The sequence below is a fragment of the Paraburkholderia sp. genome, from assembly GCF_035656215.1.
GTDB lineage: Bacteria > Pseudomonadota > Gammaproteobacteria > Burkholderiales > Burkholderiaceae > Paraburkholderia.
Window position 1 is genome coordinate 1 of the sequence record NZ_DASRSY010000300.1, and the last position, 21,901, is coordinate 21,901.

Annotated in this window: 23 protein-coding genes, 3 tRNA genes and 2 pseudogenes; 13 read left to right on the plus strand and 15 right to left on the minus strand. The window is 60.7% G+C overall.

Annotated features, from left to right (window positions below; translation table 11 throughout):
- Positions 1–601, minus strand: a 601-nt coding sequence (locus tag VFE81_RS16825) for an aminotransferase class III-fold pyridoxal phosphate-dependent enzyme (protein ID WP_325045682.1), incomplete at its 3' end; no start/stop codon positions are given.
- Positions 602–776: 175 nt separating this feature from the next.
- A pseudogene (locus VFE81_RS16830) lies at positions 777–986 on the minus strand (hypothetical protein); the annotation flags it as partial.
- A gap of 248 nt (positions 987–1,234) precedes the next feature.
- On the opposite strand from VFE81_RS16830, the gene VFE81_RS16835 reads away from it, so the two are divergent.
- From VFE81_RS16835 to VFE81_RS16845, 3 genes are all read left to right on the plus strand, one after another.
- A complete protein-coding gene (locus VFE81_RS16835; protein WP_325045683.1) occupies positions 1,235–2,455 on the plus strand; it encodes a Bcr/CflA family multidrug efflux MFS transporter in 1,221 nt (406 codons plus the stop codon).
- Between the two features lie 201 nt (positions 2,456–2,656).
- Complete coding sequence (locus VFE81_RS16840) at positions 2,657–2,887, plus strand: hypothetical protein (protein WP_325045684.1); 231 nt, start codon at positions 2,657–2,659, stop codon at positions 2,885–2,887.
- 74 nt (positions 2,888–2,961) lie between these two features.
- Positions 2,962–3,366: a RidA family protein gene (locus VFE81_RS16845; protein WP_325045685.1), complete on the plus strand. Its 405-nt coding sequence runs from the start codon at positions 2,962–2,964 to the stop codon at positions 3,364–3,366.
- A 31-nt stretch (positions 3,367–3,397) separates the two neighbouring features.
- On the opposite strand, the gene VFE81_RS16850 is transcribed toward VFE81_RS16845, so the two are convergent.
- The 6 genes from VFE81_RS16850 to rph all read right to left on the minus strand — a co-directional run bounded on the left by VFE81_RS16850 (position 3,398) and on the right by rph (position 7,145).
- Positions 3,398–3,856: a hypothetical protein gene (locus VFE81_RS16850; RefSeq protein WP_325045686.1), complete on the minus strand. Its 459-nt coding sequence runs from the start codon at positions 3,854–3,856 to the stop codon at positions 3,398–3,400.
- A gap of 162 nt (positions 3,857–4,018) precedes the next feature.
- Positions 4,019–4,189: a hypothetical protein gene (locus VFE81_RS16855; RefSeq protein ID WP_325045687.1), complete on the minus strand. Its 171-nt coding sequence runs from the start codon at positions 4,187–4,189 to the stop codon at positions 4,019–4,021.
- 204 nt (positions 4,190–4,393) lie between these two features.
- Positions 4,394–4,483: transfer RNA gene (locus VFE81_RS16860), tRNA-Ser, on the minus strand.
- A 55-nt stretch (positions 4,484–4,538) separates the two neighbouring features.
- Positions 4,539–5,768: a radical SAM family heme chaperone HemW gene (hemW, locus tag VFE81_RS16865; RefSeq protein ID WP_325045688.1), complete on the minus strand. Its 1,230-nt coding sequence runs from the start codon at positions 5,766–5,768 to the stop codon at positions 4,539–4,541.
- Complete coding sequence (rdgB, locus tag VFE81_RS16870; RefSeq protein ID WP_325045689.1) at positions 5,765–6,412, minus strand: RdgB/HAM1 family non-canonical purine NTP pyrophosphatase; 648 nt, start codon at positions 6,410–6,412, stop codon at positions 5,765–5,767. Before rdgB ends, hemW begins: the two co-directional genes overlap by 4 nt.
- Positions 6,405–7,145, minus strand: a complete 741-nt coding sequence (rph, locus tag VFE81_RS16875; RefSeq protein WP_325045690.1) for a ribonuclease PH — start codon at positions 7,143–7,145, stop codon at positions 6,405–6,407. The genes rdgB and rph overlap by 8 nt, the downstream gene beginning before the upstream one ends.
- Positions 7,146–7,414: 269 nt before the next feature.
- Here rph and VFE81_RS16880 point away from each other — a divergent pair, with 269 nt between their 5' ends.
- From VFE81_RS16880 to VFE81_RS16900, 5 genes are all read left to right on the plus strand, one after another.
- Positions 7,415–8,338, plus strand: a complete 924-nt coding sequence (locus VFE81_RS16880; RefSeq protein WP_325045691.1) for a YicC/YloC family endoribonuclease — start codon at positions 7,415–7,417, stop codon at positions 8,336–8,338.
- 18 nt (positions 8,339–8,356) lie between these two features.
- Positions 8,357–9,037, plus strand: a complete 681-nt coding sequence (gmk, locus tag VFE81_RS16885; protein ID WP_325045692.1) for a guanylate kinase — start codon at positions 8,357–8,359, stop codon at positions 9,035–9,037.
- A 60-nt stretch (positions 9,038–9,097) separates the two neighbouring features.
- Complete coding sequence (rpoZ, locus tag VFE81_RS16890; protein ID WP_073427086.1) at positions 9,098–9,301, plus strand: DNA-directed RNA polymerase subunit omega; 204 nt, start codon at positions 9,098–9,100, stop codon at positions 9,299–9,301.
- Positions 9,302–9,406: 105 nt separating this feature from the next.
- On the plus strand, positions 9,407–11,761 hold the full coding sequence (locus tag VFE81_RS16895; RefSeq protein WP_325045693.1) for a bifunctional (p)ppGpp synthetase/guanosine-3',5'-bis(diphosphate) 3'-pyrophosphohydrolase: 2,355 nt from the start codon (positions 9,407–9,409) through the stop codon (positions 11,759–11,761).
- A 131-nt stretch (positions 11,762–11,892) separates the two neighbouring features.
- Positions 11,893–12,381, plus strand: a complete 489-nt coding sequence (locus VFE81_RS16900; RefSeq protein ID WP_325045694.1) for a phage protein NinX family protein — start codon at positions 11,893–11,895, stop codon at positions 12,379–12,381.
- Between the two features lie 109 nt (positions 12,382–12,490).
- Here the strand turns inward: VFE81_RS16900 and VFE81_RS16905 are convergent.
- Positions 12,491–12,567: transfer RNA gene (locus VFE81_RS16905), tRNA-Arg, on the minus strand.
- A gap of 79 nt (positions 12,568–12,646) precedes the next feature.
- Positions 12,647–12,723, minus strand: a tRNA-Arg gene (locus VFE81_RS16910).
- Positions 12,724–12,843: 120 nt separating this feature from the next.
- On the opposite strand from VFE81_RS16910, the gene greB reads away from it, so the two are divergent.
- Entirely contained in the window at positions 12,844–13,413 is a 570-nt protein-coding gene (gene greB, locus VFE81_RS16915; RefSeq protein WP_325045695.1) for a transcription elongation factor GreB, read from the plus strand.
- Positions 13,414–13,542: 129 nt separating this feature from the next.
- On the opposite strand, the pseudogene VFE81_RS28995 reads toward greB, so the two are convergent.
- Together VFE81_RS28995 and VFE81_RS16920 are read right to left on the minus strand one after the other, a co-directional pair.
- Positions 13,543–13,767: pseudogene (locus VFE81_RS28995) on the minus strand (transposase); the annotation flags it as partial.
- 90 nt (positions 13,768–13,857) lie between these two features.
- Positions 13,858–15,003 (minus strand): porin, encoded by a 1,146-nt coding sequence (locus VFE81_RS16920; RefSeq protein WP_325045696.1) that lies wholly within the window; start codon positions 15,001–15,003, stop codon positions 13,858–13,860.
- 703 nt (positions 15,004–15,706) lie between these two features.
- Between VFE81_RS16920 and VFE81_RS16925 the strand changes: the two genes are divergently transcribed.
- The 3 genes from VFE81_RS16925 (at position 15,707) to VFE81_RS16935 (ending at position 17,804) form a co-directional block, all read left to right on the plus strand.
- Positions 15,707–15,934, plus strand: coding sequence for a hypothetical protein (locus VFE81_RS16925; protein WP_325045697.1), 228 nt, complete (start codon positions 15,707–15,709; stop codon positions 15,932–15,934).
- A 159-nt stretch (positions 15,935–16,093) separates the two neighbouring features.
- Positions 16,094–16,297, plus strand: a complete 204-nt coding sequence (locus VFE81_RS16930; RefSeq protein WP_054037310.1) for a cold-shock protein — start codon at positions 16,094–16,096, stop codon at positions 16,295–16,297.
- A gap of 352 nt (positions 16,298–16,649) precedes the next feature.
- On the plus strand, positions 16,650–17,804 hold the full coding sequence (locus tag VFE81_RS16935; RefSeq protein WP_325045698.1) for an exonuclease domain-containing protein: 1,155 nt from the start codon (positions 16,650–16,652) through the stop codon (positions 17,802–17,804).
- Between the two features lie 124 nt (positions 17,805–17,928).
- On the opposite strand, the gene VFE81_RS16940 is transcribed toward VFE81_RS16935, so the two are convergent.
- The 3 genes from VFE81_RS16940 to VFE81_RS16950 form a co-directional block, all read right to left on the minus strand.
- A complete protein-coding gene (locus VFE81_RS16940; protein ID WP_325045699.1) occupies positions 17,929–18,525 on the minus strand; it encodes a chorismate mutase in 597 nt (198 codons plus the stop codon).
- Positions 18,526–18,799: 274 nt separating this feature from the next.
- On the minus strand, positions 18,800–18,949 hold the full coding sequence (locus VFE81_RS16945; protein ID WP_028200145.1) for a hypothetical protein: 150 nt from the start codon (positions 18,947–18,949) through the stop codon (positions 18,800–18,802).
- Positions 18,950–19,455: 506 nt separating this feature from the next.
- Entirely contained in the window at positions 19,456–20,571 is a 1,116-nt protein-coding gene (locus tag VFE81_RS16950; RefSeq protein ID WP_325045700.1) for an aldo/keto reductase, read from the minus strand.
- Between the two features lie 127 nt (positions 20,572–20,698).
- On the opposite strand from VFE81_RS16950, the gene VFE81_RS16955 reads away from it, so the two are divergent.
- A complete protein-coding gene (locus tag VFE81_RS16955) occupies positions 20,699–21,610 on the plus strand; it encodes a LysR family transcriptional regulator (protein ID WP_325045701.1) in 912 nt (303 codons plus the stop codon).
- The last annotated feature ends 291 nt before the right edge of the window (positions 21,611–21,901 follow it).

Sequence of the window (21,901 nt, forward strand, 5' to 3'; positions counted from 1 at the left end):
CTGAGGCGATCTCGTTGCCGAACGCCTTGAACGCTTCTTCGAGTTCCGCGACGTTGTTGTACTCGAGCACCGTGGTGTGTTTGGCGATATCGGCCGGCACGCCCGCGGAAGTCGGATTGCCGAACGTGAGCAGGCCCGAGCCGGCTTTGACCAGCAGGCTGTCCGCGTGGCCGTGATAGCAGCCTTCGAACTTGACGATGCGGCTGCGGTTCGTGAAGCCGCGCGCGAGACGCAGCGCGCTCATGGTCGCTTCGGTGCCGCTCGATACCATGCGGACCTGTTCGATCGACGGCACCAGTTTGCAGATTTCTTCGGCGATTTCCACCTCCGCTTCGGTCGGCGCGCCGAACGAGAAGCCGTTGGCCAGCACCCGCTGGACCGCTTCCAGCACTTCCGGGTGGTCGTGGCCGAGGATCATCGGACCCCACGAGCCGATGTAGTCGGTATAGCGTTGGCCGTCCGCGTCCCAGAAGTAGGGGCCTTGCGCGCGCTCGATGAAGCGTGGCGTGCCGCCTACCGAACGGAATGCGCGGACCGGCGAGTTCACGCCGCCGGGGATGGTGCGCTGCGCGCGCTCGAAGAGGGTCTGGTTTTTAGACATGGTGATGGCTGGAATTTGGGTTGCGCAGCGGCGCGGGTAGCCTGGAGGCGGCTGGCGCGGCGCTGGGATGAGTACAGAAATTGTACCGGAGTCAGCGTGAACAGGTCTTGTGCATGTACCTGCCGGGCGCAGGCCGCTCTCAGCTTCCTTGCGCGCGTCTCGCTCTCAGCTTCCTTGCGCGCGTCACGTAGCCGGAGCCAAAAATGCCCTTCGGTTCCTGTGCTACACGGTGCAGAAACACGCGATCGCCGGGCAGGATGCTGCGGGCAAATCCGCAGCCCCACACGTCAGCCACCGCAATGCCTGCGGCGACCCGTTTCGCCACGTCGGGCAATTCTGGCCACGGCCATTTCTTGGGGCTCCAGATCAACAGGAAGGCAGTCATGTCAGGGTTGGGACTGGGCAGTGTGAACGGGTGCAGTGAACTGGTTCGTGTGACGCCAGGTAGCGTTCTCGCGGCAGCTTAACCGATCGCCGGCGCGCTTGTCGCGGCGCATGGGAGGCTCGCCAAGCCGTGCCCGGGCGCGGTGGATGGTTTAACCGTCGCGTACAATTGGGGCCGTCACGTTGCTGTTTTCCCGGTTTCACCGCGTTTCGCTGCCGATGACGGCGCGGCGCTTCATCTGGATTCCCATGTCTCACGTCACCAGAAGCCGGCCCGATGGCCGGCTGATTCTGTTGCTCGGTGCGCTTGCCGCATGCGGGCCGATTTCCATCGATATGTATCTGCCAAGCCTGCCGACGATTGCGCAGGCATTCGCCATCAGCACGGGCGCTGCGCAAACCACGCTCACCAGCTTCATGTTCGGCTTTTCGATCGGCATGCTGCTCTATGGTCCGCTGTCGGATACCTATGGCCGCCGGCCTGTGTTGCTCGGTGGCATCATCATGTATGCGCTGGCGAGCGTGGCCTGTGCGCTGTCGTTTTCGATCGGATCGCTGGTGACGTTCCGCTTCGTGCAGGCGCTCGGCGCGGGCGCGGCCTCGGTACTGGCGCGTGCGATTGCCCGCGACGCGCACGGGCCGACCGATGCCGCGCGCGTGCTGTCGATGCTCGCCATCGTCACGTCGATCGGGCCGTTGCTCGCACCGCTGATCGGCGGGCAGTTGCTGCTGCTTGGCGGCTGGCGCGTCGTCTTTATCGTGCTGACGCTATTCGGCACGGTGTGCGCGGTGACCGCGTTCCTCAAGGTGCCCGAAACGTGGCCGCGCGAAAAGCGTGCGCACTCGGCGTTGCTGAAATCGTTTGGTGCCTACGGCAAGTTGCTGCGCGATCCGGTCGCGTGGGGGCACATGCTGTGCGGCGGCATGGCGTTCGCCTCGATGTTCGCGTACATCACCGCGACGCCTTTTGTGTACATCGAATATTTTCATGTATCGGCACAGCATTACGGCTTTCTGTTTGCGCTGAATATCGTCGGCATCATGTTCGGTAACTTCATGAATACGCGGCTGGTCGGACGGCTTGGTTCGCTGCCGCTTATTTCGTTTGCCGCAACTGTGAGTTGCATCGCGTCCTTGTTCGTCTGTCTCGTTTCGCTGACGGGGTGGGGCGGGTTGTGGTCGATCGTCTTCGGATTGTTCTTCGTGGTCGGCGTGGTGGGGTTGTTGTCCGCTAACTGCACGACTGATCTGATGCATCGCTATCCGGTGAATGCCGGCGCCGCGGCCGCCGTGTTCGGCGCTGTGCAGCTTGCGCTCGGCGCGCTGTCGAGTATCGCGGTTGGGCTCGGGCAGGATGGCTCGCCCAAGGGCATGGGCGTCGTCGTGGGTGTCGCGGGCATGCTGTGCTACGTCGGCCGGATTCTGGTCGTCAAATGGCACGGCATGAAAGTGCCCACCACTGCCGCTTGAGAATGCGTGAGGCGGGTATTTGCCGCTGAATGGTGCATACGGCACGGCCGTTTGGCGTGAAACCTCCGGCACGCCTGCTTGTACGCTTCGCGCTAACCACAACTCACGCGACTACGGAAAACACCAGGTGTTGCGTGCACGCGACCGTGCGTTTCAATTTGCATTGCTATGATGGAGCCACTGTTCCTCGGAGCGGCAATCATGGCGATCAGAGATTTGATGAACGGCGAGCGGCAACATGCAGCTTTCGCCGAAGCGCAGAAGCTGGCAGACAGCGGCGCCTATCACGATTACACAGACATCGAATACGTCTTGCGCTTTGATTACGGTTTGTCTGATGTATCGGCGCTGCTCGACAGTCAGTTGATGCATCGAGACCTGAATCGCCGTTGCGCCGATGCGCGCGAGAAGCTGGACGTGCTTAGCGTGTGACGCGTCTCACGCGTATGACGCCATGTGCGTCATTACCTGCCGAGAAGGCGCCATCCCCTTTTGGAGTTTCACTCATGGCTGTTAGCCAGCACGATCCGCATCTGCCGCATCTGGACAATCCCGCTGCGTTGGCAAAGCCAGGCGGCCACTACAGTCATGTCGCGATTGCGAATGGTTTTGTTTTCATCTCGGGACAGTTACCGATCAACGCGCAGGGCGAGAAGCTCGCTGAAGCCTCGTTCGAGGTTCAGGCGGAACAGGTGCTGGCCAACGTGCAGGCTGCGCTCGAAGGCGCCGGCAGCAGCATTGCGCAACTGGTGCAGGTGCGCGTCTATATCGCCGATGTCGAACACTGGGCGAGCTTCAATCAGATATACGCGCGTTGGGCAGGCGAAGCGCGGCCGGCGCGGGCCGTCGTGCCGGTTCCACATCTGCATTACGGGTTGAAGGTCGAGGTCGAGGCGACCGCGCTGATTTAAGTCGTGGCTGCGGTGTCGAGGGGTCGCCGGCTCAGTGAACCACGAGCCCGTTGAACTGGGCATTGCCCACGCCGGACGCGATATTCACGCCGACGTTGCCGCTCACTCCCGCCAGTGAGCCGGCACCGAGTTTTGCGGTGGCGCCGCCCGTCAATTGCGCGACGGTATGCAGATTTTGTTGCGAGACGATCGCGGCTTGCGATGTGGTGACGAGGGCGATCTGGTTGGCCTGCGCATTCAGCGCACCGGCTGAGAGGTTCACGCCGATGTTGCCGCTTGCGCTCCTCAGCACATTCGCTCCAACGATAGCCGCGGAGGCGCCAGCTTTTGCGTTGCCGCCGACGTCCTGCAGACTGGACAACCGGGCTGAGCCGAACATTGTCGCGTTGTCATCGTCGGACAGCGCCGTTGACGTGCCTGCAAACGCGGACAACGCGCTCGTGCTTGCGGCAACCCAAATCAGTGCAACGGCTAAAGTGCGGACTTTCATGAGCGACTCCCTGGCGTGTGCTGACAGCACAGATAGTCTTGATATCGGCCGGAGGAGCGGGATGTTGAGGGAGGGGTTCCCCTTAACGCGGGCCGCGTCAGGGGATTGACAGGTTAACGGATACCGGCCGGATACTAGCCTGGGTACTGGCCTGGACAGAAATTACCACCTCCCGCGGCCGCCGTAATAACCGCCGACGCCAACACCCACGCTGACGCTCGGGGCGTAGTAGCCGGGGGCATATCCGTATGCCGGTGCGTAGCCATAGGGCGGCGCGACGATACATCCGGAAAGACCCAATCCGAAACCTATCGCAATCAGAAACTTGACCATGGTTCCTCCCTCGTTGTGAGTTGGAGGAGCCTGGCGCTGCATTCGTTCGGGCCGCCTTGTGACAGCAAATTACGAAGCCCCGGTTTAATCGGGCTTTATTTACAGTTGCTTACCCGTTCGACGCGTTGCGCATTCGCCGATTGGCGGTTCTTTGACGGGTAGAAATGAAAAACGGGCCGAAAAGGCCCGTATTCATTCATTGTCTGGCGGAGGCGGTGAGATTCGAACTCACGGAAGGATCACTCCTTCGCCGGTTTTCAAGACCGGTGCCTTAAACCGCTCGGCCACACCTCCAAGCCCTAAATTGTAACCTGAAAAATCCTCGTTGCGGCGCTCAGCGGGTCTGCAATCACTGCGGATCTTTCAGAAACAGCGCCTGCAGATCGTTCAGGAAGGCCTGACCGAGCGGCGTCGGCGCGATTTTTTCGTGGTCGCGCGTAATCAGCTTGCGGCGTTCTGCCTCCTGCAAAGCCGGTTCGATCGAGGTCATCGACATCCCCGTGCGCTCGATGAAGCGATGTACCGGAAACCCTTCCACCAGTCGCAGCGCGTTCAGCATGAACTCGAATGGCAGATCGCGCGGCCCGACCTCATTCTCTTCCTGCACTGCCGTGCCGGCCAATGCCCGCTCGATGAATGTGGTCGGATGCTTGTAGCGCACCTGACGCAGCACGCGGTTCGGAAACGACAGCTTGGTATGCGCGCCCGCGCCGATGCCGAGATAGTCGCCGAAGCGCCAGTAGTTCAGATTGTGCTTGCTTTGCCGATGCGGCTGCGCATACGCGGACACCTCGTAGCGTTCATAACCGGCGGCCGTCGTGCGTTCATGAATCCAGTCCTGCATGTCGGCGGAAGCATCGTCGTCGGGGAGTGCAGGCGGGAATTTCGCAAACAGCGTGTTCGGTTCGAGCGTGAGGTGGTACAGCGACAAATGTGGCGGCGCGAACGACAACGCCGTCTCCACGTCAGCCTGACATTCCGCGAGCGTCTGTTGCGGCAGTGCGAACATCAGATCGAGGTTGAAATTGTCGAAGGTGGTCGCGGCCACTTCGACCGCGTGGCGTGCTTGCGCCGAGTCGTGAATCCGGCCGAGCGCTTTCAGATGCGCTTCATTGAAACTCTGGATGCCCACCGACAGGCGATTCACGCCGCTCGCGCGAAACTGTGCGAACTTGTCGGCTTCGAAGGTGCCCGGGTTCGCTTCGAGCGTGATTTCCGCGTCGGCATCGAGCGGCAGCAACGCGCGCACGTCGGACAGCATCCGGTCGAGCCCCGCCGCCGACAGCAAACTGGGTGTGCCGCCGCCGATGAACACCGTATGGACCTGGCGGCCCCACACGAGCGGCAGCGCCAATTCGAGGTCGGCGCGCAGCGCGTCGAGATATTCGGTTTCCGGGAACGTGTCGCCTTTCCATTCATGCGAGTTGAAGTCGCAGTACGGGCACTTGCGCACGCACCACGGAAAGTGCACATACAACGCCAACGGCGGCAACGACGCCAGGCGAATGCTGCCTGGCGACGTGAATGCCTTGATAACGCCGTTGCCGATATCGGCCGGCGCGGGTTTGATCGGAATCACGCTTCCTCCGTCAAACGCGCGAGCAGTTGGCGCAATGCAATCGCGCGATGGCTGCTGGCGTTCTTCACCGCCGGTTCGAGTTCCGCAGCGCTCGCATTCAGCGACGGCAGGAAGAAGTACGGGTCATAGCCGAAGCCATGTTCGCCGCGTGGTGCATCCAGCATTTCGCCGTGCCAGCGGCCTTCGGCGATCAGCGGTTCGGGATCGTCCGCATGACGCACGAGCGCCAGCACGCAGTAGTAATACGCACGACGATCGATTTCACCCTGCAAGGCTGAAACGAGCTGCGCGTTGTTTGCCGCATCGCTCTTTTCACCCCCTGCGCGTTGCGCGTAGCGCGCCGAATAAACGCCGGGCGCGCCGCGCAGCGCGCGCACGCACAGGCCGGAATCGTCGGCGAGCGCGGGCAGGCCGGTGAGCTTCGCCGCGTGACGTGCCTTGGCCAGCGCGTTTTCGACGAAAGTTGGATACGGCTCTTCCGCCTCCGGCACGTTGAGCTCGCCCTGCGGAATCAGGTCGATGCCGGCCGCGCCGAGCAGTGCCGCGAACTCGCGCAGCTTGCCCGCGTTGTTCGACGCCAGCACGACTTTCTTCAGCGGCGAACCGGACGCCGCAGCGCCGTTGCCCAGGTGAACCTCACTCACTCTTTTGCTCCAACGCTTCTTTCTGCTTCGCGATCAGCGTGTTGATGCCGTCGCTCGCCAGATCCAGCAGCGAATTCATTTCATCGCGCGAGAAAGGCACGCCTTCGGCCGTGCCCTGAATTTCGACGAAGCCGCCCGCGCCCGTCATCACCACATTCATGTCGGTGTCGCATTGCGAGTCTTCGTCGTAGTCGAGATCCAGCACCGGAAGACCGTCGTACACGCCGACTGAAATCGCGGCGACGTAATCGCTGATCGGCGAGCTTTCGATGCGGCCGGTAGCCAGCAGTTTGGCTACCGCGTCATGGGCGGCCACGAACGCGCCGGTAATGCTGGCCGTACGCGTACCGCCGTCGGCCTGGATCACGTCGCAATCGATATGCAGCGTGCGCGCGCCGAGCTTCTCGAGATCGAACACCGAGCGCAATGCGCGACCGATCAGGCGCTGGATTTCCTGAGTGCGGCCGGTTTGCTTGCCGCGCGCGGCTTCGCGGTCGCTGCGGGTATGCGTGGCGCGCGGCAGCATGCCGTATTCGGCGGTGAGCCAGCCCTGGCCGCGGTCGCGCAGGAACGACGGCACGCTCTCGGCGATGCTCGCCGTGCAGATGACCTTGGTGTCGCCGAATTCGACCAGCACCGAGCCCTCCGCGTGCTTCGTGTAGTGGCGCGTGATGCGCACGTCGCGCAGCTGATTGGCCTGGCGGCCGCTGGGGCGTTGGGTGTTGTTGGTCATGTTGGGATCGGTCTGGAAGAAAAGCAGGAGGGAAAGCGCAATTTTACCGCCGATCGCGCCGGGCGCGGGGCCGCCTGTCCGTCGGATGGCTGCCCGCATGTGCCGGGGCTCTGCGCAGGATGGCACTTCGCGGGCGACAGCCGTCGTGCAAAGCGGTCTCGTCGGTAAAAATGGGATAATGCGGATTCCCCGCCCCGCGTCTCGTACACGCCGGGCGATTCGACTCTCTGGCCATCGTCAAACGCATGGCCACAATCGCGAGAAATACGATGATCTACAGCATGACTGGCTATGCGAGCGCCACGCGCGAACTCGTCGCGGCCTCGGGCACAGGTGGCGTAAGCGTATCGGTCGAACTGCGCACGGTGAATTCGCGCTTTCTCGATCTGAATTTTCGGATGCCGGAAGACGTGCGCGTTTGCGAGCCGACGCTGCGCGAAATGCTGATGAACAAGCTGTCGCGCGGCAAGGTCGACATCCGTATCAATCTGCAACGCAGTGAGCAGTCGGCTAACGCGGGTTCGGTCAATCGCGATGCGCTCGCGCAACTGGCCCTGCTCGAACGCACGGTACTCTCGACGTTCCCAGAAGCAGGGCGCCTGCGTACCGGCGAAATTCTGCGTTGGCCGGGCGTGCTGGCCGAATCCGGCGTGGCGCCGGAAGTGCTGCGCGACGCGGTGCTCGCGTGCGGCAAGCAGGCGATTGTCGATCTGATCGACGTGCGTGGCCGCGAAGGCGCGCAACTGGCGACGATGCTGCTCGCCAACGTCACCGAGATGGAAGCGATCGTCACGAAGATCACGCCGCTCGTGCCGGAACTGATCGCCAGGCATCAGCAGAAGATCGTCGAACGTTTGCAGGAAGCGCTCGGTATCGCCGCGCCGGATACGGCAGCGACGATCGTCTCGCGCGAAGAAATCAATGAACGGATTCGCCAGGAAGTGACGATGTACGGCATCCGCATCGATATCGCCGAAGAACTGTCGCGCCTCACGGCTCACCTGAACGAAACGCGTCATGTGATCGAGAAGGGCGGCAAGGTCGGCAAGCGGCTCGACTTCATGATGCAGGAATTGAATCGCGAAGCGAACACGCTCGGCTCGAAGGCGGCCGCGAAGGAGCTGGCCGATTCGTCGATGACCCTGAAGCTGCTCATCGAACAGATGCGCGAGCAAGTACAGAATCTGGAGTAAGGCAGGAGCCTCAAGAACATGACCGACCACACACGCGAATCCAGCGCACCGCGCAACCCCTACGCCGGTGCTTATCCCGGCAACCTGTTCATGGTGGTCGCGCCTTCGGGCGCGGGCAAGTCGACGCTCGTGAACGCGCTGCTCGCCAGCGACGACGCGATCCGTCTGTCGATTTCGTACACGACGCGCCCGCCGCGTCCGAAGGAACAGGACGGCGAGCACTATCACTTCACGACTGTCGACGATTTCCTGACGCGTCATGCGGCTGGCGAGTTTCTGGAAAGCGCGGAAGTGCACGGCAACTACTACTCGACTTCGCGCGTGTGGATCGAGGAGCAGATGAAAAGCGGGCATGACGTGCTGCTCGAAATCGACTGGCAAGGCGCGCAACAGGTGAAGAAGCAGTTTCACAACGCTGTCGAAATCTTTATCTTGCCGCCGTCCCTGGATGCGCTCGAAGAGCGTTTGAAAAAGCGCGGCCAGGACGAATCGAACGTGATTACACGCCGTCTGCTGGCAGCCGGCAGCGAGATGGCGCACGCGGCCGAAGCGGAGTATGTCGTGATCAACGACAACTTCGAGCGCGCGCTGGGTGAACTGCGGTGCCTCGTGGCGGCGACGCGTTCGCGCTTCGCCTCGCAATACGCGCGCCACACGCAGCTTTTCGTGCAGCTCGGCATTCACCTGCCACACGCGTGAGCGCGGCGGTGTGCCGAGCACATAAGGTAGAATAAGCAACATACTGAGAAGGAATCCAACATGGCCCGCATTACAGTCGAAGACTGTCTCAAACAGATCCCGAACCGTTTCGAACTCGCGCTTGCCGCAACCTATCGCGCGCGTCAGCTCGCGCAAGGCCACACGCCGAAGATCGAAAGCCGCGACAAGCCCACAGTCGTCGCGTTGCGTGAAATCGCAGCTGGCATGGTTGGCGTCGAAATGCTGAAGAAGGTGCCTGTTTAAGGCGCACTCTGTTTTCGATTGGCCGCATTTGCCACACGTATTTGCTACATGTAATTGCATCAACGTGCAGACCGGTGTCCAACCCTAACCGCTACGGAGGCGAAATTGAGTGCAACCCCGCCCACCGCCACGGAAGTGGAACACGACACCGACTCGCCCTCGTCTGCACGGAAGTACATCGACGCGGTCCTCGAACAGTCGTTTCGCCATCTGTTCGGGCCGACCGTCACGCCGGAGCAACCGCGCCGGCATGACGTCGTTTCGATCGCCAAGCTGACGTCCGTTCTGTCCGGCTATTTGCAGCCGGAAGAGATCAAGGACATCAAGGCGGCATTCCATTTCAGCGACGAAGCCCACCTCGGCCAGTATCGCCAGAGCGGCGAGCCCTACATCACGCATCCTGTCGCCGTCGCGGAAATCTGCGCCGGCTGGAATCTCGACGCCCAGGCGATGATGGCAGCGCTGCTGCATGACGTGATGGAAGACCAGGGCGTGACCAAGGCCGAACTCGCCGAGCGATTCGGTGCGAAAGTCGCGGAACTGGTCGACGGGTTGTCGAAGCTGGACAAGATGGAGTTTCGCAATCGCGAAGAGGCGCAAGCGGAAAACTTCCGCAAAATGCTGCTCGCCATGGCGCGCGACGTCCGTGTGATTCTGGTGAAGCTCGCCGACCGGCTGCACAATATGCGCACGCTGGGTGCGGTGCCGCATGAAAAGCGCCGCCGCGTGGCGCGCGAAACGCTGGACATCTACGCACCGATCGCGCACCGGCTTGGCCTGAACAATACCTATCGCGAACTGCAGGACCTGAGCTTCGCGAACTTCAACCCGCATCGCTACGCCACGCTCGAAAAAGCCGTCAAGGCCGCGCGCGGCAACCGGCGTGAAGTGGTCGGCAAAATTCTGGAGTCGGTGCAGCGCGCGATTGTCGACGCGAAGCTCGACGCCGAAGTCACCGGCCGCGAGAAAACCATCTTCAGTATCTACAAGAAGATGCGCGACAAGCAGTTGTCGTTCTCGCAGGTGCTGGATGTGTACGGGTTCCGCGTGGTGGTCGAGAGCGCGCTGGAGTGCTACACCTGCATCGGCGCGCTGCACGCGCTCTACAAGCCGGTGCCGGGCAAGTTCAAGGATTACATCGCGATCCCGAAGGTCAACGGCTATCAGTCGCTGCATACCACGCTGGTCGGCCCGTTCGGCGCGCCGATCGAGTTCCAGGTGCGCACGCGCAAGATGCACGAGATCGCTGAAGCGGGCGTGGCCGCGCACTGGCTGTACAAGAACGGCGGCGCGGATCTGAACGACGTGCAGAAGCGCGCGCATCAGTGGCTGAAGTCGCTGCTCGACATTCAGAGCGAAGCGGGCGATTCGAGCGAATTCCTGGAACACGTCAAGATCGATCTGTTCCCGGATGCGGTCTACGTGTTTACGCCGAAGTCGAAGATCATGGCGTTGCCGCGCGGCGCCACTGCACTCGACTTCGCCTATTCGATCCACAGCGACCTGGGCAACCAGTGTGTCGCGGTGAAGATCAACAACGAACTGCTGCCGCTGCGCACCGAGCTGAAGAGTGGCGATATCGTTGAAGTGATCACGGCGCCGTATTCAAAGCCGAATCCGGCCTGGCTGGGTTTCGTGCGCACCGGCAAGGCGCGTTCGGCAATCCGCCATTATCTGAAGACGATGCGGCTGAACGAGTCTGTTCAGCTCGGCGAGCGCCTTGTCGACCAGGCGCTGAAGGGCTACGGGCTGGCGCTGTCGGACGTGACGCCGGAAGCGTGGGAAAAGCTCGTGCAGTGGACGGGCAACAAGAACCGTCAGGAAATCTTCGCGGATATCGGTCTGGGCCGGCGCGTCGCCGCGGTCATGGCCAAGCGTATCGAAGTGTTGATGAGCGGGCGCGACGCTGACGACGACGGCTCGCGTGACGGCACAACGTCGCATGCGCCGCCGGTCGTCATCACCGGCACTGAAGGGATGTCGGTGCAGTTGTCCGCCTGCTGCCGTCCGATCCCAGGCGACGACATCATGGGCTACATCGGCATTGGCCTTGGTATGGCAATCCACACCACGGATTGCCGCGTCGCACAGCGTATCCACCGGCGCGATCCGGGCCGCTGGATCGACGTGGCGTGGGCGCCGCAGCCGGGACGTCTGTTCGACGTCGCGGTCAAGGTGCTGGTCAAGAACACCAAAGGTGTATTCGCCCGCGTGGCTGCCGACATCACGTCGGCGGATGCGAACATCGTGCACATTGCAATGGACGAAGACCTCTCGCAGGAATCCACGGTGCTGCGTTTCGTGATCCAGGTGAGCGATCGTGTCCATCTCGCCAACGTCATGCGCCGCGTGCGTACGAATCCGGACGTCATGCGTATTGCGCGCGAGCGGCCGAGCGAGGAAGGGCATCACCGTCACGACGGCGGGATGCGGATCGACCGCGAGCGGGCGGACTATTGATCTGACGGCTGGCTTGAAGTCTGCTCGACGCGTACGTCTGGGCCGCCTTGGGCGGCCTTCAAGTGGCTCTCGTTGGAATCTGAACGCACCCACCGCCAGCGAGTCTCACCTGAACTTCAGGGAGAACGCTTATGAACGTAGCTGATCTCACCGGCGTGGCGCTCGACTATTGGGTGGCCCGCAGCCTGCACGACTTCGTGCGCGAAATCCACTTTACCGACAGCGGCGAAACCGTCTCAATCCGCGGCAGCGACCGTGGCCGCCCGTGGGATGGCCGTTTTACGCCGTCCACGTCATGGGAGGCGGCCGCCGCGGTGCTGGAGCGCGCGGAACGGCTGGAGGTGCGTGAGCGGACCGATCGTGGTGCGGCACATTGCATCGCGGAATTCGAAGGCGGCCACCGAACCGTGGAAGGGCGAGGGGACTCGTTGCGGATCGCACTGCTGCGGGCGTTCGTCGAAAGTCGCTTCGGCGATAGCGTGGTCGATGTGTTGCGTGAGGCGCAGGCTGTGACTGGCGAGCGTGTGGGGCCGATCGGCGAAGATTCGGTGGAAGGTTCGTTCGAGGATGTGCCGAGTCCCGACGGGCAAATTGGTGATATTCAGTCGGCGCCGCGATAGGTGTGTTGACGTCCGCCGGGCTGAGGGCTTGTCTTGGAGAGACAGGCGCGCAGAAGCAAAACGGCGACACAAAAACAAAGGGCCTTCCGATCGGAAGGCCCTTTATAGATGGTGCGGCTGGCAGGATTCGAACCCACGACCCCTTGGTTCGTAGCCAAGTACTCTATCCAACTGAGCTACAGCCGCACGCTAAACTTGTGACGCTAAATTCAATGAAAGCGGGGTAAAACATAAGGCCTCCCCGGAGGGAGGCCACTTGAATAAGTGGTGCGGCTGGCAGGATTCGAACCCACGACCCCTTGGTTCGTAGCCAAGTACTCTATCCAACTGAGCTACAGCCGCACGCAGAAACGAGATTATAGCAAAGGTTTCAAAAAAGGGAAGCGTGTAACTGCGATTTGTCTCATTGCCCTGATCGTGTACCCTTGATAAGCAGTCGCTTGCTGCAGTTACTGGACCATCATGAACAAGGCCTTTGTCAAAGAGTCGAGTGAAGAGAATGACGACGATCTCGACGTCGCCCAGCCCGAAATCCCCCCGGGTGCGAAAAACTACATCACGCCCGCCGGCTACCGGCGTATGCGCGATGAACTGCTGCATCTGATCGATGTCGAGCGGCCGGAGGTCGTCAGACTGGTGTCGTGGGCGGCCTCGAACGGCGACCGCTCGGAAAACGGCGATTACATCTATGGCAAACGCCGTCTGCGAGAAATCGACCGGCGGATCCGCTTTCTGACCAAACGCCTCGACATCGCCGAAGTGGTCGACAGCAGCAAACAGGAAAACGTCGATCAGGTTTTCTTCGGCGCGGCCGTCGAATACGCAACGGAAGACGGCGAGGTGCATATCTTGACGATTGTCGGTGTCGATGAGGTCGATCTGGATGTCGGCCACGTGAGCTGGATCTCGCCAATCGCGCGGGCGCTGCTCAAAGCGAAAATCGGCGATACGGTAACTTTGTACACACCGGCCGGCCCGCAGTCGATCGATATACTGGACGTCAAGTATCCGCTGCCTGATACCGGTGGCTAGACCAATACATTGGTATGTCGGATGAGGCGGGCGAGGGCGCCCGTTCAGATTGTTGCGACACAATCGCCAGCGCCTGGATCGAAACAGCCGCGCCTGGTGGCGTCGGCCAGCAGGCGCGTGAACCTGATCCAGCGTGCCGTTGCGCTTCCATTGCAGATATCTGGCGTAGCCGGTCTGTTGCGGCGGAAAGTTTGCGGGCAGGTACATCCAGCGTGCACCGGTACGTTCGATCCACAGGATTGCATCTACTACGGCACCTGAGTCGGCGGCCGGGCGGCCAGTGGGCTTTTTGACGCCTGTGTTCGAAAACAAATGTCCGATTCGCTCCCATTCGGCGTCTGACAATCGGTCCATCTCGTTCTCCCTTGCAAAGCGTGTTTTCGGTGCGGCATAAAAAAGGCGCCGCGAACGGCGCCTTCGATACTGCAGGTATTGCCAACTGCTTTAGAAGCGGTGACGCAGACCTGCAGTCACAGCGATTTGCTTGTTGTTGTTCGAAGCGCCCAGACCGTTGATGTCGGCATCGACGATGGCGTTTTCGTTGACTTGCTGGTATTCGCCTTGCAGGTACACATCCGTACGCTTGGAGAGCGCATACGCCGTTTGCAAGTTGAACTGGTTCCAGTGCGGACGCGTACCAGCCAGGCTTGCGCGGGTGTACGTGTACGAACCGGCGATGCTCACTGCCGGCGTCAGAGCGTAGCGAGCGTTTGCTTCGATGTTCTGGAAGTGAGCGCTGCCGCCGCCGAATGCGATACCGCCGGTTTGACCCGAGGCGCCCGCGCCGATGCCAGCCAGACCCGACAGATTTGTTTGCGTGTACACGAGGCCGACGGTAGCCGGGCCGAACGCATAGTTAGCACCTGCGCCCCACGTTTGCTGACGAGCAGCAAAGAACGTGTTGTCGCTCGACACTGCACCGCCCGAATTGAACGCCGCAGCCGCGCCCGTTGCGCCGTTGCTGTTCAGTTGCAGGTAGCCGGCGCCGAGGTTCAGGCCGCCCCAGTTGTACGACGCGCCCGCGCTGTACGCACGGTTGTTGGCGAAGCCGTCAGCCTGGTTCGAGAAGCCGTACATGCCGCCGAACTTGAAGCCACCGTAGTTCACGCTCTGATACTTGACCGAGTTGTTGACGCGGAACGAGTTGTTCAGATTGTCGTTATCGAACGGGTGTGCGAACTGCGTGCCGCCGTATTGCGTGCCGGTGAGTGCCAGCGGACCCACGTAGTCGACGACGCTGTCGTATTGACGGCCGAGGGTCACGGCGCCGAACTGGTCGCTCGTCAGACCGACAAACGCTTGACGGCCGAATTCACGGCCACCTTGCTTCAGCGTGCCGTCATTGATACCAAAGCCGTTTTCCAACGTAAAGATAGCCTTCAGGCCGCCACCGAGGTCCTCAGAGCCACGCAAGCCCCAACGGCTGCCGTTCACCGAACCGCTCGTTTCTTGCCAGTTGCTGTGGCCGTGCTGGTTATTCGTATAGGTGATGCCGGCGTCGATCAAGCCATACAGCGTGACGCTGCTCTGGGCATGTGCTGCCGTTGCAAAAACGCCCGTGAGGGCCGCGACCATGAGAGTCTTTTTCATCTTGTAACTCCGAGAGCGAGAGTGGGCATTGAACCCAGGCTTAAGGAGACCTTCACGCGGGCGCTGCGAGAGGCGAAATCCGCATGAGAAGCGCGCTGTACTCCAAGCACGCCGGCTTCCGATTACGCAGAGTGTAGAGAGACGCTCGCAAAGCGGATGTTCCGAATTTCGCAATAAAGTATTACAGAATGTGAAACGATAAGCGAATGCCGCTTAAGCCTTGCTGATAAAGGCTTGCGGCGTTATTGCGGGGGAGGGGAGCGGCCAGTCAATCGAATCGCGTTGCTCATTTGCTACAGCAATCGAGGCAAAAAAACAACGCGATAAATCGTAAAAAAAGATTGTTGTTGTAATGGAAATAGATGATTGTTGATTGTGCGAATAATCGATATCGTCTCAGCAGTTATACTGAAATCTCTGCTTTCCGAAGCAGACTTTTTCGTTGACGAAAAAGATCTCCAAACCTTTGTCGGCGCGACTTTCCAGTCGCGCTTTTTTTTGCCTGACGATTGCGGATTCGCGTACGTCAGTTAGTGCGCCGGCGCAACGCTGTCCACTTCGCTCCAATCGGTCGCTATCGAGACGCTCCAGTCTTCCATCACGTAGCGGCGCGCGTCCATGGGCGACGAGAGCAAATTTTGCCAGTGGTCCCCGTATCTCCTGATGCATATTACTTCTCGCTACTGATTTCCATGATGCTGCGATGGATGCGGCGCAACAAGTCGGACAAACACTTACTAAAAACATCTCTTGTTACATATTTTGGCAAGATGCTGAAATTTTTCCCGATATCAGTCGGTCTCGCGTTTTAATGAGTAATTTTGACGTGAAAGATTATTCGGTTTTCGCTGAATATGGCCGTCATGGTTTCGATTCACCGGGCATCGACTTATCGCGCTGCATACTAAGTGAATATGAAAAATTCGCTTGACGTCGATTCTTCGTTCCCCGTATAACGGCAATGCTGAATTTCAAACGCAGGATCTGATGCGCAGGGCATTTCAGAAATCCCCGATCGCAGATGCAACGGCCTTGAAATGCCGCATGAGGGCAATGCCCGATTTTGATAAATCATCGAGGAAACTGGAATATGGAAACTGGTATCGTCAAATGGTTCAACGATGCTAAGGGCTTTGGCTTCATTACATCCGATTCGGGTGGCGAAGACCTGTTCGCGCACTTTTCGGAGATCCGCACCGAAGGGTTCAAGTCGCTGAAGGAAAGCCAGCGCGTCTCCTTTGAGGTCAAGGCCGGCCCGAAGGGCAAGCAGGCGGCGAACATTCAGCCGTTGTAAGTCGCACGGCGCTGCTTCGCGTGTGTCGCTGGGCAATCTGATCGTCACCAAGCCTTTGTCAGATGCGAAGGCTTTTTTATTGCCATTTGTTATTAACGCTGTGTCTGACGTTATTAACTACCTGGTTCGGATTAATTCGGAGAGAGGGCGGAAGGCAAAACGGCGCAGTTGGAATTTTAAATCGGCGTCGTAAAAATATAATAATTCACGTTTTTATGAGCGGTTCGTGACTCGAGCAGGAATACAGTCTTTGCGCCGCCTGGCGACAAGCGCAAAGCAATGCTGGCTGGGTGCGCGGCGGCTAACTAGTGCATACTTGCCGCAAAGCCACGCGTCCAAAGTATCCCTTTCCATGTCTGAACAGTTTCTGCCGGAACCGGCCCTAGATGTGCCGATCGTCTTCGTCGACCTTGAAACCACCGGCGGCTCGACCAGTGAGCATCGCATCACAGAAGTCGGTGTAGTTGAAATAGGACCGACCGGCGTGTCACGTTGGAGCAGCCTGGTCGACCCTCAGCAATCGATTCCTTCCTTCATTCAGCAGCTCACCGGCATCACGAACGCGATGGTGCGGGGCGCACCGACGTTCGATGCTATCGCGCCGGCATTGTTCGAGCGTCTGAACGGCAAACTGTTCGTGGCGCACAACGCCAGTTTCGATCGCGGTTTTCTGCGCGGGGAGTTTCGCCGGGCCGGGCTTGCGTTCGATCCGGACGTGCTGTGCACCGTGCGCCTGTCGCGTGCGTTGTTTCCTTCGGAAAAGCGCCATGGACTCGACGCGTTAGTCGAACGTCATGGTCTTGTCCCGTCCGATCGTCACCGCGCACTCGCCGACGCTGATCTGATCTGGCAGTTCTGGCAACGGCTGCATGGCGGTCTCGTGCCGCTGGACGTTTTGCGGGCGCAGATTGAGCGCACCACTCGGCGCTACCGGCTTGCCGGCGACATCACCGAAGATCTGCTCGATACAGCGCCGGCCGGATGTGGCGTCTATGCGTTCTATGGAGAAGGCGATCTGCCGCTGTATGTCGGGCGAAGCGTACGTGTGCGTCAGCGCTTGCGTTCCCATTTGACTGGCGAGCGGCGTTCGTCGAAGGATATGCGGCTCGCGCAGCAAGTGCGGCGTGTCGAATGGCGCGCGACCGGCGGCGAGTTGGGTGCCATGCTCGCGGAGGCGCAGTGGATCGCGACGCTGCGCCCCGGCCATAACCGGGTGCCGCGCGTCGCGAAGAACGATCCCGTGGATGCGCCCTGGCCGTTCGACGGTCCGATCGTATTTGAGGAGCGCGAAGAAGCGTCGCACGCACGCGTTTTTCATGTCGTCGACCGGTGGCGTTATCTCGGGCACGCGCCTTCGCTCGCGCAGGCAGCGGCGCTGTATGCTTCGAGCGTGGTCGGGCCATTCGAGCTGTCGACATATCGTCTTCTGCAGAGCCATCTTGCGCGCGGCTTGCGCGTGATGCCATTAAGCGTCTCGAGCGGCACGCCTGTACCGAGTCTGGCTTAACAGGTTTTGTGCAGCCAGCGGCCGGCTGCTCAGGACGGGTTCAATTTACCCCTGAGCGTGGCAGACCGATGGGGTTCCAGGCGTTCGGTTCGATCGCACAGACCGTCCAGACCGTCCAGACAAATCAACCCGTCGCACCGACTCCACCCGCTTCGCACACGTGACCGAGAGCGCGTGTCAACGCGCTTGAGCGGGTCGAGTCGTAGCGCGTCAGCGATTTCCAGTTAGCAAGCGATTGCGCCACACGCGCCGGACAATCCTGCGCCGTGCGCAGCGGTTGCACGCGCGCGAGTCCTGCCACAAGCGACTGCGTCAGCCGGTCCAGCTGCGGCCTCGTGCTGGTGGCCAGGTCGGGCGCAGGGCCTTCGGGCGGCCGCGTGCTGCGCCAAGTGGCAAACAGCGCGTTTTGCACATCCTTGCTGGCGTCGATCTGATCCTGGAAGAAGGCGTGCGCAAACGCCGGATCGACGTTCGCGGCGACGGCGCGCTTTTCGACATCGGCGAGCAACGCGTTCTCGCGCGGCGTATCCGTAATCGCCTGGTGGTTCGCCCACTTCCAGCGCGCAACGGGCTCCGCGAGGGCGAGGCGCCGTGAAGCCAGTGCTATCAGATTGGTCAGAGCGGTGTCGTCTCCGTCCGCGACGGCAGGGGCGGGCGCGAGCGCAAGAGCAGTGAACAACGCGAGCGCGCACGACGCTCCAAAGCGATACGAGCGATTCATGGAAGGCGGGAGTGGCCAGTCGGCCGCAGAAGAAAAACCAGAAGAATAGACGATGCGCGGATCAAGCGCGCGCGTTGACCGATCGGAAAACAGACTACCAGAGCATATTTGAAGACGCGCGCTATCAATGCGCCGGCTACATAAGCCAGGCGCAGCGATCAAGCAGGCGTAACCCGCGCCGCGAAATCGGCAAAAGACAATCGTAGGGGCGCGTAAGAACATGCGCCGCGCGCCGGACGCGCGGACGCTGATGCTGCATCGCACCACTGCACAATTACTTCGAGTCGCACGACTTGCGTTGTTCGTCGAAAAATGCGCGAACATGCTCAGGCAGTTCGGCACCCAGAAACTCGACGCCAGCAGGTTCCGGATCCGGACTAAAAACTTTATCCGGGGTCGGAATCTTCGGTGGTTTGGCATCCATGATCTCTCTCCTTTACAAACCGATTATCTGCCTCGGTCCCCGTTTTACACCAGTGTCTGATGCGGCTCACATGTTGTTTGTTGCTTTAACGGTACAGGCCGACATGGGAACAGAATGTTTGAATAGAATTTATCGGTTGACTGTGCACAACTGAATGCGCCGCAGCCCATCAAAACAGTCCTATATCCCCGCCGTTCCCTACCCAGCCTTACCCCGCATGCCTCAGCGGATTATCTCCGTTGCATCACAGCACGGCTGTTCATTGGTATTGATATGAACTAATCACAGAGAGTTTTTGTGCGCTGCGGCATCGGCACGATTTTCTCTGCGTTAGCTCGAACGTTCGTTAATTACCGACTGGTTCAGTGCGTTCATTCAGCCCCCAATTATTTGTAAACGAACGATTACGCCACTTCGTTGACGAACGAGAATACTTTTCTGGATATTTTTCGCAGGAAAAATGCGCCGCGGTCTGGACGAAGCGCGGCGCTCGCAGCGGACGATTTTTATGCGTTCGGCGCCGGAATTCTCACGGGTGCAGAGTAGGCCACGGGTTTGTCGGCGACTTCGACTTGTCCGTGAATCCGCGCCTGGTGACCGTCAGCAAACATGTAGTACGGGAACGGATGGGCAGGTTCCGAGGCGGCGTCGAGCCGTGCGATCAACTCCGGCGCGAGCGTGAAATCGAGCGAGCCGAGCGACTCCTGCAACTGCTCCGGCCGGGTTGCGCCGACAATGATGCTCGACACACCGCGCTTCTGATGCAACCAGTTCAGCGCGACTTGCGCCATCGGCCGCCCTGCCAGATTCGCAACGGCCTCCAGTTCCGCGACGATCCGAAAGTTGCGCTCGGTCAGCTTATCGAATCCCGGTGGCGGCGCACCGGCCATGCTCGCGAGACGCCCGTCGCCGGAAACCGGACCCGGCGCTGCGCCTTGCGAAGGACGGTATTTGCCCGACAGCATCCCCATACCCAGCGGACTCCAGGGCACGAGCCCCATGCCCAGATTGGCGGCGAGATCGGCGAACTCGTTTTCTGCGTTGCGCTCGATCATCGAGTATTCGAGCTGCATCGCCGCGACCGGTTCGAAGCCGCGCCAGTCGGCAAGCGTCTGCGCGCGCCCGGCGAACCACGCGGGTGTATCCGACAGGCCAACGTAGCGGATCTTGCCCGCGCGCACCGCGTCGTCCATCGCACGCATCACTTCGTCCACCGGCGTGACGCGATCCCAGGTGTGCAGGTAGTACAGGTCGATGTAGTCGGTGCCAAGGCGTTTGAGCGAGCCGTCGAGCGCACGCAGCAAATTCTTGCGGTGGTTGCCGCCCGCGTTCGGATTGCCGGTCTCGGCGTTGTAGCCGTACTTGGTGGCGATCACGACCCGGTCGCGTAGACCGCGTGCTGCAACGAATTTGCCGAGCCATTTTTCGCTGGTGCCTTCGGTGTACAGGTCAGCGGTATCGATGAAGTTGCCGCCGGTATCCACGTACAGGTCGAACAGGCGTTGCGCCGATTGCTCGTCGGTGCCCCAGCCCCATTCGGTGCCGAAGGTCATCGTGCCGAGTGCGATCGGGCTCACGCGAAGGCCTGAGCGGCCGAGCAGGTTGTAGCGGTCCATCGTCATATCAGTCTCCTTGAGTGTCAGGCGGGAAGAATTGAAGCGATGGAGCTATCGTGCGCCGATTTTTTACTTGGAAAAATGCTGTCTGTCTGCAAGGATTATGAAGTGTGACTTAATAATGGAGGTTGCGATGGACCCAGCCCAGTTGCCGGCATTGATGGCGTTCGCGTGCGTGGCGCGCCACGGCAGCTTCACACACGCGGCCGCTGAAAACGGTGTGTCGGCATCGGCGCTCTCGCAAAGCATTCGCTCCCTCGAGACGCAACTGAACGTGCGCTTGTTCAACCGGACCACGCGGCGTGTCGCCCTGACGGAAGCTGGCGCGCAGTTTCTTTCACGCGTGCTGCCTGCGCTGGGTGATCTGGAGGCGGCCTTTGAGGCACTCGATGAAACCCGCGACCAGCCCGCGGGCACGCTGCGCATCAATTTGCCGAGGGTCGCGAGCGAATTGCTGGTGCTGCCGCATCTGGCCGAGTTCACGCGCCGTTATCCGCAGATCCGTCTCGACCTGACACTCGACGATGGTTTCGCCGATGTGGTCGGTGAAGGTTTCGACGCGGGCATCCGGCTCGGCGAACGGGTAGCGCAAGACATGGTCGCGGTGCCGCTGGGTGGGGAGATTCGCATTGTCGTAGCCGGCTCGCCGGCATACTTCGAACGCTATCCAGCACCGGCGACGCCGGCCGATCTTGCTGCTCACGATTGCCTGCGCTACCGCTTCTCGACTAGCGGTGGCATCTATCGATGGGAGTTCGCGCCGCCAGACGAACCGTCGCGCGTGTTCGAAGTCGAGACACGCGGGAGTCTCGTCACCAACGATCTGCGCACGATGGTGCGGGCGGCGGAGCAGGGCGTGGGTCTCCTGCACGTGATCGACGATTACGTGAACGAACAACTCGAAGGCGGCCGGTTGGTGCGTGTGCTGGACGCGTGGTGCCCGAGCTTTCCGGGTTTCTATCTGTACACGACGAGCCGTGCGCAGATGCCGTTCAAGTTGCGCGCGCTGATCGATTTTCTTAAGGAGAAGCGCGGAGCCCGGTAGACCCTCGCGCGTTGCTTCGGCTTGATGCTGCGAACCGTTGCTTCGGATAAGTTGTTGCACGGCTCTCGTTGGTGCGCGCAACTTCAGCCGGCGGACCGCTTGCCACAGCAGATTGATTGCGGATGGCGTCCATGTCGACGAACCGTGTGGTCATCTCCTCACGCCAAAACATCGTCACCTGATGCCAAGCCGGTCAACGCGCGAGCCTCCGCCTATCATTGAAGCAGCTATCTGCGGCGCACGGTGCGGTGGATAACGGACGCGCCAGGTCTGCCGCGGAAGATGGCTGTC